Annotated in this window: 13 protein-coding genes and 1 pseudogene; 6 read left to right on the top strand and 8 right to left on the bottom strand. The window is 59.0% G+C overall.

The annotated features are described in order from the left end of the window. The first annotated feature begins 101 nt into the window (after positions 1–101). Complete coding sequence (folE, locus tag ACIO0C_RS07640; protein WP_110963854.1) at positions 102–662, top strand: GTP cyclohydrolase I FolE; 561 nt, start codon at positions 102–104, stop codon at positions 660–662. Between the two features lie 56 nt (positions 663–718). Here the strand turns inward: folE and ACIO0C_RS07645 are convergent, their stop codons facing one another. The 5 genes from ACIO0C_RS07645 to ACIO0C_RS07665 are packed head-to-tail and all read right to left on the bottom strand — an operon-like array spanning position 719 to position 5,341. Continuing rightward, on the bottom strand, positions 719–1,768 hold the full coding sequence (locus ACIO0C_RS07645) for an acyl-CoA dehydrogenase family protein (RefSeq protein ID WP_401309845.1): 1,050 nt from the start codon (positions 1,766–1,768) through the stop codon (positions 719–721). Positions 1,769–1,776: 8 nt separating this feature from the next. Further along, on the bottom strand, positions 1,777–2,937 hold the full coding sequence (locus tag ACIO0C_RS07650) for an acyl-CoA dehydrogenase family protein (protein ID WP_401309848.1): 1,161 nt from the start codon (positions 2,935–2,937) through the stop codon (positions 1,777–1,779). Between the two features lie 10 nt (positions 2,938–2,947). After that, positions 2,948–4,189: a CaiB/BaiF CoA-transferase family protein gene (locus ACIO0C_RS07655; protein WP_090468958.1), complete on the bottom strand. Its 1,242-nt coding sequence runs from the start codon at positions 4,187–4,189 to the stop codon at positions 2,948–2,950. Beyond that, complete coding sequence (locus ACIO0C_RS07660; protein ID WP_401309852.1) at positions 4,186–4,959, bottom strand: SDR family NAD(P)-dependent oxidoreductase; 774 nt, start codon at positions 4,957–4,959, stop codon at positions 4,186–4,188. Before ACIO0C_RS07660 ends, ACIO0C_RS07655 begins: the two co-directional genes overlap by 4 nt. A gap of 10 nt (positions 4,960–4,969) precedes the next feature. Then, complete coding sequence (locus tag ACIO0C_RS07665; protein WP_090468964.1) at positions 4,970–5,341, bottom strand: Zn-ribbon domain-containing OB-fold protein; 372 nt, start codon at positions 5,339–5,341, stop codon at positions 4,970–4,972. Positions 5,342–5,522: 181 nt separating this feature from the next. Here ACIO0C_RS07665 and ACIO0C_RS07670 point away from each other — a divergent pair, with 181 nt between their 5' ends. From ACIO0C_RS07670 to ACIO0C_RS07680, 3 genes and pseudogenes are all read left to right on the top strand, one after another. Next, a complete protein-coding gene (locus ACIO0C_RS07670) occupies positions 5,523–7,106 on the top strand; it encodes an MFS transporter (RefSeq protein WP_401309856.1) in 1,584 nt (527 codons plus the stop codon). A 983-nt stretch (positions 7,107–8,089) separates the two neighbouring features. Beyond that, a pseudogene (locus ACIO0C_RS07675) lies at positions 8,090–8,293 on the top strand (HAMP domain-containing protein); the annotation flags it as partial. Positions 8,294–8,437: 144 nt separating this feature from the next. Next, a complete protein-coding gene (locus tag ACIO0C_RS07680; protein ID WP_401310314.1) occupies positions 8,438–9,151 on the top strand; it encodes a methyl-accepting chemotaxis protein in 714 nt (237 codons plus the stop codon). Between the two features lie 350 nt (positions 9,152–9,501). On the opposite strand, the gene ACIO0C_RS07685 is transcribed toward ACIO0C_RS07680, so the two are convergent. The 3 genes from ACIO0C_RS07685 to ACIO0C_RS07695 all read right to left on the bottom strand — a co-directional run bounded on the left by ACIO0C_RS07685 (position 9,502) and on the right by ACIO0C_RS07695 (position 12,874). Then, positions 9,502–10,809, bottom strand: a complete 1,308-nt coding sequence (locus tag ACIO0C_RS07685; protein WP_401309859.1) for an MFS transporter — start codon at positions 10,807–10,809, stop codon at positions 9,502–9,504. Between the two features lie 75 nt (positions 10,810–10,884). Then, the gene (locus ACIO0C_RS07690; RefSeq protein WP_401309862.1) at positions 10,885–12,138 is read right to left on the bottom strand and encodes an enolase C-terminal domain-like protein; all 1,254 of its coding nucleotides are present in this window, start codon (positions 12,136–12,138) and stop codon (positions 10,885–10,887) included. 34 nt (positions 12,139–12,172) lie between these two features. Next, positions 12,173–12,874, bottom strand: a complete 702-nt coding sequence (locus tag ACIO0C_RS07695) for a FadR/GntR family transcriptional regulator (RefSeq protein ID WP_401309865.1) — start codon at positions 12,872–12,874, stop codon at positions 12,173–12,175. A gap of 258 nt (positions 12,875–13,132) precedes the next feature. Between ACIO0C_RS07695 and ACIO0C_RS07700 the strand changes: the two genes are divergently transcribed. Then, positions 13,133–13,900, top strand: coding sequence for an SDR family oxidoreductase (locus ACIO0C_RS07700; RefSeq protein WP_401309868.1), 768 nt, complete (start codon positions 13,133–13,135; stop codon positions 13,898–13,900). Between the two features lie 48 nt (positions 13,901–13,948). Beyond that, on the top strand, positions 13,949–15,313 hold the full coding sequence (locus ACIO0C_RS07705) for an MFS transporter (protein WP_401309870.1): 1,365 nt from the start codon (positions 13,949–13,951) through the stop codon (positions 15,311–15,313). Position 15,314 lies beyond the last annotated feature (1 nt).

Genomic DNA, 15,314 nt, shown 5'->3' on the forward strand with positions numbered 1-15,314 from the left:
CAGGCCCAAGGGCTCGTTTGTTTTGCTAAACGAGCCCGCTTTCTTCCAGTCGATTGATTTGTCTGCGCAGGTGTTAGCCGGCGCGGTTTCGTGAGGGCGATATGAGCGAGCAGTTGTCGCAGCACTATCAGGCCATCCTTCAGGGGCTTGGTGAAAATGTCGAACGTGAAGGGTTGCTGGACACCCCCAAACGTGCGGCCAAGGCCATGCAGTATTTGTGTAATGGTTACCAGAAAACCGTCGAAGAACTCGTCAACGGTGCGCTGTTCGAGTCGGACAACGATGAAATGGTGATCGTCAAGGATATCGAGCTGTACTCGTTGTGCGAGCACCATTTACTGCCGTTCATTGGCAAGGCGCATGTGGCCTACATTCCGTCAGGCAAGGTACTGGGCTTGTCGAAGATTGCCCGCATCGTCGATATGTTTGCCCGCCGCCTGCAGATTCAGGAAAACCTGACTCGACAAATCGCCGAAGCAGTCCAGCAAGTCACCAATGCCGTCGGTGTCGCCGTGGTGATTGAAGCGAAGCACCTGTGCATGATGATGCGCGGTGTGGAGAAGCAGAATTCGATGATGACGACCTCGGTCATGCTCGGACAATTACGCGAATGCGCCAACACTCGCCAAGAGTTTTTGCAGTTGATCAGAAGCCAGAAGTGATTCGAAGAAACTGAGAGCGTGTCGGCCCTGCAAGCAAGGCCGACAGCATCTTGATGCTAGGCAGACTGTTCCATCGGTTGGGTCAGCCTGCTCCACAAGGCCGCGCCGTCGCGGGCCAAAATCTGTTGCCCCAGACATTCTGCCCAGTAGTGTTCGCTGCCGGCATCCGCACGCCATTGCCACAGGCGTCGGGTGTAGTAGTGCAGGCTGTGCTCGTCGGTCACGCCAATGGCACCAAACACCTGGTGGGCCATGGCGGCAGCGCGTCCCGCGGCCTTTCCAACCAGTGCCTTGGCAACGGCCGCCGCATGGAACGGATTGCCTGCATCGATCATGCGTGCCGCGTACGAACCGGCCACCTGAGCGGCGGCGGCCTGGGAGGCGAGCTCGGCAATCATGTGTTGAATGGCCTGGAACTTACCGATCGGTTTGCCGAACTGCACACGGGTGTTGGCATAGTCGACACAGAACTCCAGCACCTTGGCCAAGGCACCGGCCATCTGAATGCTTCTGAGCACAGCGATCAGCGGCTGCAGCGTGCTCGTTCCAAGCGCTGCCGGTGCGGTTGCAAACTGGTCGGGACGCGCGCCGCACAGGCTCCATTGTGCGCAGGGAAGGCGGTCGAGAGTTTCGACTATTTGCTGCTCACCTTCACGGGCGCGAACCAGGCAGAGGTACAAACCGCCATCGCGCTCGGCGAGCAATACGACATGCTCGACCTCCGGCAACCAGCTCAATTGCGGGTCACGACCCTGCAAGCGATCTTGCCCATCCAGTTGATACACGCTGGTCGATACCGCCATGGGGCCTTCTGGTACTTGCAGTCCGGCACAGGAAAGCGCCCAGGCTGCGATGGCCGTTTCCCCGACGGGCAACGGAACCGCATGGGTGCCACACAGGCGCAACATCGGTTCACTCTCGGTCCAGCTCAGGCCGGCGCCGCCATGCTGTTCCTGACACATGGCAAGGGGGATGCCCAACTGCTCGATCTCTGCCCAGAGGGCTGTCGCCGGGCGGCCGTCTTCAGCATCGACCCAGGTCTGGCGATCGATACGGTCAGTGAAGAGTCGGTTCACTTGTTCTGCGAGCATTTCGCTGATGTTCATGTCTTCGCTCATCGCAGTCCAAGCCCCTTGGCAATGATGCCGCGCAAAATTTCGCGTGTTCCGCCACGCAGGGAGAAGCTCGGCACGTTCTGTACGAGGAAACCCTGCAATTCACTCAACTTGTTTCCACTGACAAGGGTGGATGGCGTGTCGAGCAATTCGCGCACGAGCTCCGGGATTCGTTGTTCATGGGTATTGCCCAGGTCCTTGACCAGGGCGGCTTCCTTGGCAGGGGAGTGGCCATCCTGAAGTTGGCCTAGGATGGACAGCGACATCTCGCGCAACACCGTCAATTCCGCGTAGGCCTCTCCCAGTTTGCGTGCCGCCAGACGGTCGGCCTTGTGGTCGCCATGGAGGGCTTCGATGGTCAAGGGCAGCAGAGGAAAGCTGCTCATATAGCGATCCGGTTGGCTGCGCTCGAAAGCCAGCTCCGCCGTGGCCTGGCTCCAGCCATCGCCTTCCTGCCCCACCAGCATATCGTCGGGGACGAAGACATCATCGAAGACGACTTCATTGAAATGCGCTTCGCCGGTCAGATCGTGGATAGGGCGTACTTCGATGCCGGATGAGCGCATGTCGATCAGGAACTGCGAAAGGCCTTTGTGACGCTCCGAGTCAGCGCTGGCGCCGGTGCGGAACAGACCGATCATGAAGTCACACAGGTGTGCGTTGGTGGTCCAGACCTTGCGGCCATTGAGACGCCAGCCACCGTCGACACGGGTAGCACGCGAACGCAATGAAGCCAGGTCGGAGCCCGAGTCGGGTTCGCTCAGGCCAATGCAAAACGAGGCCTGGCCTTTGACGATGAGTGGAATGAAGCGGCGACGCTGTTCTTCACTGCCCAGGCGCAAGAGCAGGGGGCCGCTCTGTCGGTCGCCGAACCAGTGCGCACCCAGCGGTGCGCCGGCGGCGAGCATTTCCTCGACCACCACGTATCGCTCAAGGCCAGAGCGCTCGTGGCCGCCATAGGCTTTGGGCCAGGTCATGCCGATCCAGCCGCGGCGACCGACTTCAAGACTGAATTCGCGGTCGAAACCCGTCCAGGAGTGACCGATCTTCCAGCCTGACCATTGGCTGGCGCTGTCCTGCAGAAACGACCGGACTTCCTGGCGTAATGGCTCCAGGGTGGCAGGCAACTGCAAGGGTTTGAAACTGAAGGTTGAAGTCACGGCAGATCCCTCAGATGACGTTGCGTTGACGCAGTTCTGCGATGTGCGCCGGGTTCATCCCCAGCCAGTCACCGAGAATTTCACTGGTGTGTTCGCCAATGGTCGGTGGCGCCGACTTGTATTGAACCGGCGTCGAGGAAAACCGCATCGGGCTTGCCGCGGTACGAATCGTGCCATTGACCGGGTGTTCCAGCGGCACAATCATTTCGCGTTCGATGGCATGAGGGTCGCGCTCCAGATCGGCCATGCTGTTGATCGGGCCGCAGGACACGGTGGCGGCATTGAGGTGGGCGATCCACTCATCCTTGCCACGGCCACGCAACGCCTCGGTGAGCAGCGCCGACAGTTCCTGGCGATTGGCGACACGCGCACCGTTGCGGGCAAAGCGGGGGTCTTCGATCCACTCGGCGCGGTCTACGGCGGCGGCTAGCCGGGCGAATTCGCGGTCATTGAAGGTCGCGACCAGGATAAAGCCGTCATCCACCGCGTAAACACCATAAGGCGATGCGCTTGGGTGATCGTTACCCGTGCGGCCCAGCTCCTTGCCACCGTTGAACCAGGCAGAAAAGGTGTTGAGCAGTGCGGCGACCTGGGAGTCGAACAGCGACACATCGATGTGCTGGCCCTCACCGCTCTCATGGCGGTGATTGACTGCGGCGAGTACGCCGATGGCGGCGTAGAGGCCGGCGCAGATATCCGCCACGGGAACACCGACTCGCATGGGGCCGTCGCCAGCATGTTCGTCGCGGTGACCGGTCACCGACATCACCCCGGCCATGGCCTGGATCAGGTAGTCATAACCAGACCGGTTGGCGTAGGGGCCGGTCTGGCCAAAGCCGGTGATAGAGCAGTAGATCAGGCGCGGGTTGATCTCGCGTAGCTCTTCATAGCTCAGGCCGTATTTGGCCAGGGTGCCGGTACGGTAGTTCTCCAGCAGGATGTCCGATTTGGCCGCAAGCTGGCGCAATAGCTCGGCGCCTTCACGCTCAGCGAAATTGACGCTGATCGAGCGCTTGTTGCGGTTGACCGACTGGCTGTAGGTGGACTCCTGGTGGGGTTCGTTCTCGGTGCCTTTGATCCATGGCGGGCCGATGCGACGGATATCGTCGCCTTCGCCCTGGCGTTCGACCTTGAGGACGTCGGCGCCGAGGTCGGCGAGTATCTGTCCGGCATACGGGCCGGCAATGACCCGGGTCATGTCGAGAACGCGCAGGCCTGCAAGTGCTTCTTTGGCAATATTGTGCATAGTCATACCGCTATGGTGTACCCGCCATTGACCGAAAGGACCTGGCCGGTGATATAGGAAGCCGCTTCGGACAGCAGGAAGCAGACAGGAACTGAAACTTCTTCAGGAGAGGCGAAGCGGCCCAGTGCAATCTGCGCCAGGTACGTTTCGAGAAACTTGGGATCGGTACGCACCTTCTCGGTCATGGCGGTTTCCACCATGCCGAAACACACGGCGTTTGCGCGGATGCCGTGTTTTGCCCATTCCCGCGCAGCCGTCATGGCCATACCGAACATGCCGGACTTGGCCGCCGAATAGTTGATCTGGCCGAGGCTGCCACGGCGACCGGCATCGGACGAGATAAACACGATCGAGCCCGGCGTGCTGTCGCCTGCCCGAGCGCGTTGCAATAGATGCTGGCCGACCGCCTGGGTGAAGAAAAACGAGCCTGTCAGGTGTACATCGATGACCTGTTGCCATTGTTCCAGCGTCATCTTTTCGATCATGGCCGGCCGGCCAATGCCGGCGTTGTTGACCAGACCGTGGACGGCCCCGAAGTGACTGACGGCTTGTTCCACGGCTGACTGTACAAAGGCCTGATCACTGACACTGCCAGCCAGTGGCAGATAGTGCTCGCCCAGCTCATGGGCGGCGCTGTGCAGGGCATCGGCATTGAGGTCGACAGCCGCGACGTTGGCACCCAATTCGATGGCCAGGCGGGCAATGCCCAGGCCGATTCCCTGACCGGCACCGGTCACGACAATTGTGCGACCGGCAAGTGACATCGGATTTTTCATGATCTATCGCCTAGTGGTGGTGTGGGTCGAAAACGACAAAAAACTGGTCAACTTCCTCGACGATGCGCGCCTTGACACGCAGGCCGATCGTGACCTGTTCGGCGGGCATGCCTTCAATGCGCGTCATCATTCGTGGACCTTCATCAAGGTCGACCAGGGACACGTTGTAGGGCTGTGCGGGAGGCTTGGGGCGGATGACCGTCGCCGAGTAGACCGTGCCAAGCCCACTGGCTTGCACCCATTCCAGGTCGGTATTGCCGGTTCGCGGCTCTAGCACCCGAGGATAAAAAAAGCAGCGTTGGCTCGAGCGGCTGCGCTGGAGCATGAATTGGCCTTGCTTCAGAAATTCCTGAAAGTCGGCGTCGGGGCGAATAGTCGTCATCGAAAGCCTGCTCCATGATCACTAAACTGCCACAGTGTCAGTAATTGACGGTGTATGGCACTGGATTGTCGATTCTTGTTGTCCTATCTGATATAAAACTGTCAAACAGTTAGTTTTAAATATGCGGTCATTCCTTTCGTCCGTCAAGCGCGGGGACTGCATCAGAGAAGGCGAGGCTTCGATGACAGACAGTTCGAATTCGTTATGGGCGCCGCTGCGATTTGCCTCCTTCCGCGCCTTGTGGCTGGGCGCGTTGGCAATGAACCTGGCGATCTGGATGCAGAACGTAGGCGCTGCCTGGCTGATGGTGTCGCTGACCAGCTCACCGATGCTGGTGGCGCTGGTGCAGACGGCAATCAGCCTGCCGGCGTTTTTCTTCGGGCTGCCAGGCGGTGTGTTCGCCGATATTTTCAATCGACGCCGTTACCTTTTGGTCACCCAGATAGGGATGTTTTGCACCGCCGCTACCCTGATCACCTGCAGCGCACTGGGCCTGGTCACGCCCTGGCTGCTGCTGGGGCTGACGTTTTGCTTCGGTATCGGTTTTGCCCTGCAAGGGCCGGCTTGGTACACCACACAAGCCGAGTCCGTGCCACGACCCTTCATGGCCTCGGCGTTGGCGCTTTCGTCGTTGTCATACAGTTCAGCGCGTGCGGTTGGCCCAGCGTTGGCCGGCAGCGTGGTCGCCATGTCGAATGTGGTCAGCGTGTTTGCCATTTGCGGGCTGCTGTTGCTGGGGTCGTTGCTGGTGGTGATCCGCATGAAGGTGCCGGCCCGTGATACCAGCCTGCCACCCGAAACGCTGTGGGCCGGATTGCGCGGCACGTTGCGCTACGTGCGCCATTCGGCAGTCATGCGCGAGCAATGCTTGCGCACCTTTGCCTTTGTCGGTGCAGCCAGTGGCCTGTGGGCGTTGTTGCCAGTGGTCGCCAGCGAGTCGGGTGGCGCCGGGAACTATGGCGTGCTGTTGGGCAGTCTCGGCGTGGGCACCATGGTGGGAGCGTTTCTGATGCCCATGGTCCGCGCCCGGATGTCGCTTAACCTGATGCTGGCGCTGGCGGCATTGCTGTATGCGCTCAATTGTCTGTTGGTGGCGCTGGCCTCCAGCACGGCAGTGCAGTGTGTGGCGCTGTTTTTCGCCGGCATCGGCTGGCTCGCTGTCGGTACCAGCAACCTGGTCGCCATCCAGTCTTCAGTTGCACCGTGGATTCGCGCTCGCGCAGTGGCGATCTACATGCTGGTGTTTCAGGGCTCCCTGGCCATCGGCGGCGCGCTGTGGGGGGCTGCGGCCAGTCACTTCGACAGTCACACAGCGTTGATGCTCGCAGCCGGGGCGGTGGCACTGTCGATGCTGGTGATGTGGCGCTACCCGGCATGGCTCGGTAATGACGACGAAGTCACCCCGTCGAGCGCAGAGCTGCCGGCTTTCACTTTTGCCGGTCTCGAGCCAGGCGAGGGACCGGTCGCGGTGCAGATCGCCTATCAGGTCAGTGCGCAGAGTCGCGAAGAATTCCTCCGCCAGATCCACCGTATCGGTGCCCAGCGTCGCCGGGATGGCGCCAGCTTTTGGCGGATCTACCGGGAACTGGACCATCCCGATCACTACCTCGAGCGGTTCATTGTCGATTCATGGTCGGACTATCTGCGTCAACAAACCCGAACCACCCTTGCCGACCAGCAGGCTGAAGCGAAGGTCAGAGCCTTTCACTGTGGCGATGGCCCACCGAAGGTTTCGCATTTCATCGGTGAGCACCTGGTGCGTTGAACTCATAAAAACAATAAGGGAAGGAGTGCAGCATGAAGGCTTTGTTCTATCCGGGAATTTGGCTGATGAACCGTCTGGGGTTCGCCATGAAATTCAGCCTGATCAGTGTTTTATTCTTCGTGCCTTTGTTGGGGGCCAATACGTACCTGGTCGGCATTGCCTATCACCAGTGGCGGGTCAGTGCCGCTGTACTGGGCAGCCTGGCGGCGGTGCGGGAGACCGTGCAGTTGCAGCAACAGCTTGACCTGCTCAAGGATCTGGCCCTGATCCGGCAGCGGGTGAGCCAGGTGGAAAAGAAAAGCGATATCACCCAGCGGATCGAACGGGCTGAAGAGGCTGCCGTCTCCACGATCAGCCGGCTGGACATTTCTGGCCTTGATTCGCAGTCGATTGAGCGCCAACTCACAGCGTTGGTCCAGGGGCTGCAAACCTTGCGCAAAACCGAAGGCGCAGCCCCCCGGTCGGAGTTGAGCGGTCAGTTGGCGACGCAAGGTGCGCTTCTGCTGGAAAGTATTGTCGAGCAGGCGGGGCTGAGCCAGAACGATGAGCCGCGCGTGCGTCAGCTCAGTACCCTGATCGCGGTTCAAGTGCCACGGCTATCGGCGCTGCTGAACAATGCCCGAACGCTGGGCTCGATTACATTGGGCCAAGGCTACCCGAGTGCCGCCGATAGCGTTGCCCTGGAGCAATTGATGGTGGGGATGGATCGAGTCGGCGCTGACAGTGCGCAGAAATTCCAGGTTTTTGACGCGCACATTGCACGTTCGCTTGCACCCGCGCTGCAGGTCGGGTTGCAAAGCATCGAAAGAGGCAAGCAACTACTCGATGAGCAAATCCTCAATGCGGCGGAGCCAATGCAGCAGTGGCCTGCCTATTTCCATCAGATGACCGGCTTGAGTGACAAGGTTCAAGGGCTGAACGAAGCAGCGCTGGCTTCGCTCACCCAGTCATTGCAACAGCGACTTGGGCAGGCCCGCGGCGAGATGATCCTGTTGTCCGTCGCGTCACTCGCCATTTTGTTGTTGATCACCTACTTGTACGGTGCTTTTTATTTGGCGACTCGTGGAATCCTGGATGACTTGAGTCGAGTGATGGGCAAGGTTGCCAAAGGCGACATGACCGTGAGTTTCGAGGTGCTGGGCAAGGATGAATTGGCGGCGCTCGGTACAGTGTTCAACGGCACGGTCGGACAGATCCAGCACCTGATCAGGCAAGTCGATGGCGTGGTCTTGCAGGTCGGCCAACAGAGCGATCTGGTGCAATCGGTTGCCCGTTCCAGCGCCCGTGAGGTAACCGGGCAACGTGAGCAACTGGAGGTCGTTGCCACAGCCATGAACCAGCTTGCGGTGACTGCACGTCAAGTTGCACGCAATGCGGAGAGTGCGGTCAGTAGCGCCCGAGAGGTAAACCGGGAAACCGAGCAGGGTCGTCTCAGGGTGCGAGAGCAGGTCGGTGCAATTCAGCGATTGGCGGGGGAAATTGACGGGTCGATGCACTTGATTCATCAGTTGGCGGCCGACAGCGAGGCGATAGGCCAGGTCCTGGAGGTGATCCGCAATATCGCTGAACAAACCAATCTGCTCGCACTCAACGCGGCCATTGAAGCCGCCCGCGCCGGCGAGCAGGGCCGGGGATTTGCTGTGGTCGCCGACGAAGTGCGCACGCTTGCGCGGCGCACCCAGCAATCGACACTGGAGATCGAACAGATGATCGGCAACTTGCACAGCCGGGTAGCCGAGACAGTCAAAGCCATGAGCAACAGCCACAAGACCGCCGGAACCACAGTCACCCAAGCCGATGAAGTGCAACAGACACTCGAGAATATCGTCCGGGCTACAGGGCTGATTGTTGAGCAGAGCCAGCTGATAGCCGTGGCGGCGGAGCAACAGACCCAGGTGTCGATGGAGATCGACAAGAGCCTTGTCGACATCAGTCAGGTGGGCGAGCAGACCTCCAAAGGCGTCATCCGGGCGGAGCAGGCAAGTCAGGATTTACATGGGTTGGTGAATGCTTTGCGTAAGGAGATTGGTGCGTTTCGGATATGAGAGGCCACCGTGAGTAGTGGGGCTATCGGATAAGGCTCAAGTTCAGGACTAATTGTCTGTGTCCGCTCCAGCTGCGTGTGCTGAAGGGGCCCCATCGGCGCGTTACTGCTACGTGTTGTCATGAGCATCCATGGCAATACAGGGCGTGCACAGACCTCTGGACTTTCAGCTGACATCTCTCTGTGTAGCCGTGATTGCGGCAATCGCCTTGCTGGAGAATTTGCGATTACCGCCAAATGCGGGGGAGTCGATGCTCCAGCGGTCATAGGTAACCCACCGATGCTCCAGTCCCTGGCAGCGCGGTTCAATAACCGAAGACGATATTCAATGCCTCCCAGTGAGATGGAGGTCTACTCATACATGGGCTGGTCCGCCACACACTCCAATGGTAGGCGAGAATTTGTCACGACAACCAACCCCATGAGCAACGCCGCAGCCATCATGCCCGCCGTCATGAAAATGTACGCGGCCCCTGGATTACCGGTCAGACCGATCAGGTAGCCAACGATCCACGATCCGAGAAACGCCCCCAGTGCGCCGCAGGCATTGATCAGGCCGATGGCACCGCCAAACACGTTGGCCGGCAGCAGTTCCGGAATCAGGGCAAAGAACGGGCCGTAAGGCGCGTACATCGCAGCGGCAGCTATGGTCAGTAAGCTGAAGGACAACCAAAAGTGCGATGAGCCCAGCAAATAGGATCCTAAGAAGGCGAGGGCGCCGAGTGCAAGCAATGGCCAGACGAACAGCTTACGCTGGCCGGTCTTGTCTGAAACCCATGACACGCCAACCATTGCAATCACTGCGGCCATGTAAGGTACCGAACTCAACCAGCCTGTGGTGACGATGTCGCTGGCCGAGGCCTGCTTGATGATTGACGGCAGCCACATGATGAAGCCGTACACACCAATGCTCCACAGTGCGTGTACCAGGCACAGCTTGATCACCAGGGGTGAAGTAAATGCCTGGCGGTAATTGCGCACCATTTTCAACCCTTTCTGTTCCGCGGCCAGGGTGGCAGCGAGCTGATCTTTCTCTTCGCGGGTCAGCCAAGTCGCCTGCTCGGGCTTGTCCCGCGCCAGGTGCCACCAGACGAAAGCCCAGAGTACTGCGGGTGCACCTTCGATCATGAACATTTCGCGCCAGCCCCATGCCTGGATCAGATAGCCGGACACCACCGACATCCATAGCACGGTGATTGGGTTGCCGAGGATCAGAAAGGTATTGGCTCGCGAGCGCTCCTTGCCGGTGAACCAGTTGCTGATGAAGATCAGCATGGCCGGCATCACTGCCGCTTCGACCACGCCGAGGGTAAAGCGAATGATCATCAGCATCGGAATGTTGGTGACCAGGCCCGTAGCCATGGCGCACAGGCCCCACAGGATCAGGCTGGCGAATACCAGTTTGCGCACGCTGTAGCGCTGTGCGTAGAGGGCGCCCGGAACCTGGAAGAAGAAGTAGCCGAGGAAAAATAGCGCACCGATCAGGGACGAAGTGCCTTTACTGATGCCTAGGTTCTGTTCGATACCCGCGGCGCTGGCAAAGCCGTAGTTTGCGCGGTCCAGGTAGGCCAGGCTGTAGGTGATAAAGATCAGTGGAATCAGGTAAAACCAGCGCTTGCTGGCGAGGTGCGTGGGGAGTGCTTCGCGAGTGGTGTTCATGTAGGGTCCCTTGATTGTTTTTGTATAAGGGCAGGGCATCCCGGCGCAGTGCGCCGGAAGTGCATGAAGCTGTGCTTATGGGCGTGCGGCGGTGCCGTCGGGCAGCCGCGCGTTAGTCCAGTCCGGCAAGCCTCCCTGGCAGGGGAAGCGTTTGGCCTGTTCTTCGTCGATGTCCACACCGATGCCGGGGCGATCGCTGAGGTAGGCGTAACCGCGGTAGATTTCCGGGCAGCCGGGGAACACCTCCAGCAGGTTGTCATTGAGTGGGGTCCACTCCTGGATACCGAAATTGGTGGTGCTAAGGTCCAGGTGCAGGTTGGCTGCCACGCCCACCGGCGAGATGTCTCCGGGGCCATGCCAGGCGGTGCGCACGCCGTGGAATTCGGCGAAGGTGGCGATCTTCTTAGCCGGGGTGATGCCACCCACTGTGCTGACGTGGCATCGAATGAAGTCGATCAGGTTGTTCTGAATCAGCGGCTTGAATTCATTGACGTTGGTGAACAGCTCGCCCATGGAAATGGGTGTTGAGCTCTGCGCGCGCAGGGTTTTCAACCATTCGAGGTGTTCCGGAGCGACCGGGTCCTCGAGGAAAAACAGCTGATATTGCTCAAGGTTCTTCGCCAGTTGCACAGCAGAGATAGGCGACACGCGCTCATGTACGTCGTGGATGAACTCGACACCGAAACCGAGCTTGTCTCGCAGGTGATCGAACAATTTCGGCACGGCGCGCAGGTAGGCGTCCGGATCGAAGTAGATACCGTGAGTCTTGTTGCGCGGGGATACTTTGGGTTGAATGTTTTTGGCTCTGGCCAGCTTGCCAGCGATCAACTTGAGATCCTCGGTGCCTGAACCTCCGTACATGCCCATCTGGCAGCGAACGTGTTGATAGCCTTCCTCCAAGGCCGCGCGAATGCTGTCTTCGACGGCGATTTCGTCTTCACCATCGCAGTGCCGGTACAACGGCACGCCATCTCGGCAACGGCCACCAAGCATTTGATAGACCGGCAACCCTGCAACCTTGCCCTTGATGTCCCACAGGGCCATGTCGATTCCGGACAGTGCATTGTTCATGATCGGACCACTGCGCCAGTAGCCGCTGACCGCCGCCGACTGCCAGATGTCCTCCGTGCGCAGAGCGTCCTTGCCGATCAGGAAGGGTTTCATGTACTGCTCGATGGCCGCTTCCACGGCAAAGATGCGCTGGGTGAAGGTCGCACAACCCAGGCCGTATAGACCTGGTTGATTGGTTTCCACCTTCACCACCACCAGGTCAATGCCGCCAGGGGCGGTCAGAATCGTTTTTACATTTGTGATTGTTATTGATTCCATCTGGATCTCCCGGTTGCTCAGCAGAGTATTGAGTTCATTCGGTGTGTCGGGCGTCTTTCATGGCGTCGACATTACTGGCCATTGCTTCGTTGAGCGTTTTGGCAGCGGCCGCAGCGTCGTGGTTCTTGATCGCCATGTAGACGTTGATGTGGGCATTGACGCTTTCCAGGGTGATGCCCAGGACGCGGTTCAATTCTTCGAGGTAGTAGAGGTAGATGTGCCGGATCGAGTCCATCGCGTGGATGAAGATCTTGTTGTGCGAGGCCTTGACGATGGCGTAGTGGAAGTCGAAATCGGCTTGGGAATAGCGCTTGTAGTCGTCGCGGTTGACCAGCATGCGGTTCAGCGCAGCTTCAATCAGCGCGATGTCGTCGACGGTGGCGTTCTGCACGGCCAGGTCCATGCAGCGAAACTCCACGGTCTGGCGGAACACGCGCATGTCTTCGAACTCGGCCTGGGACAAGTGCATGATCGGCTGGTTGTCATTGAAGCCGTGCTCATCCAGATCCTCTATTACGAAGGTGCCTTTCCCTTGGTGGGTTGCCACGATGCCAAGCCCACGCAAACGCTGCACGGCACTGCGCACGCTAACGCGGCTGACGTCGAAACTGGCGATCAGCTCTGACTCGGAAGGCAGCTTGCTGCCCGGTGGCCATACGCCGTCCTGAATGTTGCGCTTCATCTGTTCGTAAACGTCGTTGACGATGCTCTGCGATTTCACAGTCGTGTCACTCATATTTTTTTGTTTTTAACTTGTCACATAAGTTGAAGCAATTCTGACGTGTGCTGCAAGCAGTTTTCATCACTTTCTGGAAAAAAAATCTAGCCATCTAAAAAATATCCCTTGATCATTGACTGAAACCGAGTTCAGGATAATGGAAAGGCTGAACGTCAACCTGTCATACATCGATTAAACCTATGTGATAGGTTGGTTGATGAGTGGTTGATCAGGGCCGTAAATCAAAAAACAAGAACACACAAAAAGAGGCATTCCATGTCTGCATTGTTTGATTTGACTGGCCGTACCGCCCTGATCACTGGCTCGACTCGCGGGCTGGGATTCTCCTACGCCCAAGGGCTGGCGGAGGCGGGCGCTGCGGTGATCCTCAACGGCACCAATCCCGCTCGTCTTGAAGAGGCCATTGGCCAACTCAGCGCTTCAGGCTACAACGCCTCGGGTTTTGTCTTTGATGTCGCCGATGAAGCTTCGGTTGAAGCCATGTTCGCCACGCTCGACAGCCAGGGTGTGCAAGTGGACATCGTCATCAACAACGCCGGTATCCAGCACCGCCAGCCCATGCTGGAGCTGCCCTTGGCCGATTGGCAACGGGTACTCGACGTCAACCTCACCAGTGCATTCATTGTCGGTCGCGCCGCTGCCAGACGCATGGTTGCCCGCGGCTCCGGCGGCAAGATCATCAACATCGGTTCGCTCACCAGCGAGGCTGCCCGCGCCACGGTCGCGCCATACACCGCAGCCAAGGGTGGGGTGAAAATGCTGACCAAGGCCATGGCCGCCGAATGGGCCGAATACGGTATCCAGTGCAACGCCATCGGCCCTGGCTACATCCACACCGAGATGAACGCCGCTCTGGTCAATAATCCCGATTTCGACCGTTGGGTCAAAGCGAGTAACCCGACCCGACGCTGGGGCAAGCCCGATGAACTCATCGGGACGGCGGTGTACCTGTCGTCCCAGGCTTCGAACTACGTCAGCGGCCAGATCATCTATGTCGATGGTGGTTGGCTGGCCACGCTATAGACCCCGCGAATCACGCTTCTTACCTGATAAAAACAAAAAGGAAGAATCATGAAACCGACACGAGCGAGATTGTCGATCCTGGCCATGCTATTCATCGTCACTGCGATCAACTACATGGACCGCGCCAACCTTTCAGTGGCTGGCAGCGCCATCCAGGGTCAGTTTGCGTTGACGCCCACTCAGTTGGGACTGCTGTTTTCCATGTTCACCTGGTTCTACGCTATGAGCCAGATTCCAGTTGGTTACCTGCTCGATCGCGTGGGCCCACGCAAGTTGTACGGCAGTGCGATCATCCTGTGGAGCATGTTTACTTTCCTGATGGGTTTTGCCTCCCACCCGCTTTTCGCCACCGCGTCGGGTTCATTCGTGATGCTGCTGATCTGCCGCGCGTTGATTGGCGTGGCGGAAGCGCCATCGTTTCCGTCCAACACCAAGATCATCGCCACCTGGTTTCCCGATCACGAGCGGGCGCGGGCCACGGCCACCTATTCCAGCGCCCAGTACATCGGCCTGGCAGTGCTGACCCCGGTGCTATCGTGGATCGTTGCGACCTGGGGCTGGGAAGCGTCGTTTTACATCTCCGGCGGCGTTGGTATCGCCTTCGGAGTGTATTGGCTGATGGCCTATCGCGACCCCGCGCAGAGCACCAAGGTCAATGAAGCGGAACTTGAAATGATCCGTCAGGGCGGCGGCTACGGCTCGGACAACCAACGCGGCAATCGCACCACGGTCAACTGGGCAGACGTACGCTATGTACTGCGGCAGCGCACCGTGTGGGGTTTGTTTATTGCGCAGTTCGCCGCGTCTTCCACGCTGTATTTCTTCCTGACCTGGTTCGTGGTGTACCTGGAGAAGGGCCTTGGCCTGTCCATCGCCAAAGCCGGTATCGGCGCCATGTTTCCTTACCTGATGGCCATGTGCGGCGTGCTTTGCGGCGGTGTGCTCAGCGACCTGCTACTCAAGCGAGGCCGCTCACGCACATTGGCTCGCAAGCTACCCATGATGCTCGGGCTGAGCGTGACCACCAGCATCTGCCTGGTGAACTATTTCGAGGATCGGCCGGTGATCGCCATCGCGATCCTGTCGGTGGCGTTTTTTGCCAATGCGTTCTCCAACTTGGGTTGGGTGGTGTGCAGCGACGTGATTCCACGGCACCTGATCGGCACCCTGGGCGGTTTTCTGAATATTTTCGGCAATCTGTCCGGCATCGTCAGCCCGATCGTGATCGGGGTGATCCTGGAGCGCACCCACAGCTTCCAGTACGCCATGTTCTATATCGCTGCGGTGGCGCTGTGCGGCTTGCTGGCCTACGTGTTTCTGGTCGGTCGTATCGAAGTCATCGCGCTGCCGCGTAATGAATCAACGCCAACTCCCGCACTTGATCGCCCGCTGGGCCAACAACCCGAGGCATAAG

Origin of the sequence: Pseudomonas sp. NPDC087336, from assembly GCF_044744285.1 — a bacterium.
In the GTDB taxonomy this organism is placed as follows: Bacteria; Pseudomonadota; Gammaproteobacteria; order Pseudomonadales; family Pseudomonadaceae; genus Aquipseudomonas.

Bases quoted from the DNA above. Each gene is read 5' to 3' on its own strand.
- ACIO0C_RS07660 (WP_401309852.1), bottom strand. From the start codon at position 4,959: ATGAAAAATCCGATGTCACTTGCCGGTCGCACAATTGTCGTGACCGGT.
- ACIO0C_RS07645 (WP_401309845.1), bottom strand. From the start codon at position 1,768: ATGAACATCAGCGAAATGCTCGCAGAACAAGTGAACCGACTCTTCACT.
- ACIO0C_RS07705 (WP_401309870.1), top strand. From the start codon at position 13,949: ATGAAACCGACACGAGCGAGATTGTCGATCCTGGCCATGCTATTCATC.
- ACIO0C_RS07690 (WP_401309862.1), bottom strand. From the start codon at position 12,138: ATGGAATCAATAACAATCACAAATGTAAAAACGATTCTGACCGCCCCT.
- ACIO0C_RS07700 (WP_401309868.1), top strand. From the start codon at position 13,133: ATGTCTGCATTGTTTGATTTGACTGGCCGTACCGCCCTGATCACTGGC.
- folE (WP_110963854.1), top strand. From the start codon at position 102: ATGAGCGAGCAGTTGTCGCAGCACTATCAGGCCATCCTTCAGGGGCTT.
- ACIO0C_RS07695 (WP_401309865.1), bottom strand. From the start codon at position 12,874: ATGAGTGACACGACTGTGAAATCGCAGAGCATCGTCAACGACGTTTAC.
- ACIO0C_RS07680 (WP_401310314.1), top strand. From the start codon at position 8,438: ATGAACCAGCTTGCGGTGACTGCACGTCAAGTTGCACGCAATGCGGAG.
- ACIO0C_RS07685 (WP_401309859.1), bottom strand. From the start codon at position 10,809: ATGAACACCACTCGCGAAGCACTCCCCACGCACCTCGCCAGCAAGCGC.
- ACIO0C_RS07670 (WP_401309856.1), top strand. From the start codon at position 5,523: ATGACAGACAGTTCGAATTCGTTATGGGCGCCGCTGCGATTTGCCTCC.
- ACIO0C_RS07665 (WP_090468964.1), bottom strand. From the start codon at position 5,341: ATGACGACTATTCGCCCCGACGCCGACTTTCAGGAATTTCTGAAGCAA.
- ACIO0C_RS07655 (WP_090468958.1), bottom strand. From the start codon at position 4,189: ATGACTATGCACAATATTGCCAAAGAAGCACTTGCAGGCCTGCGCGTT.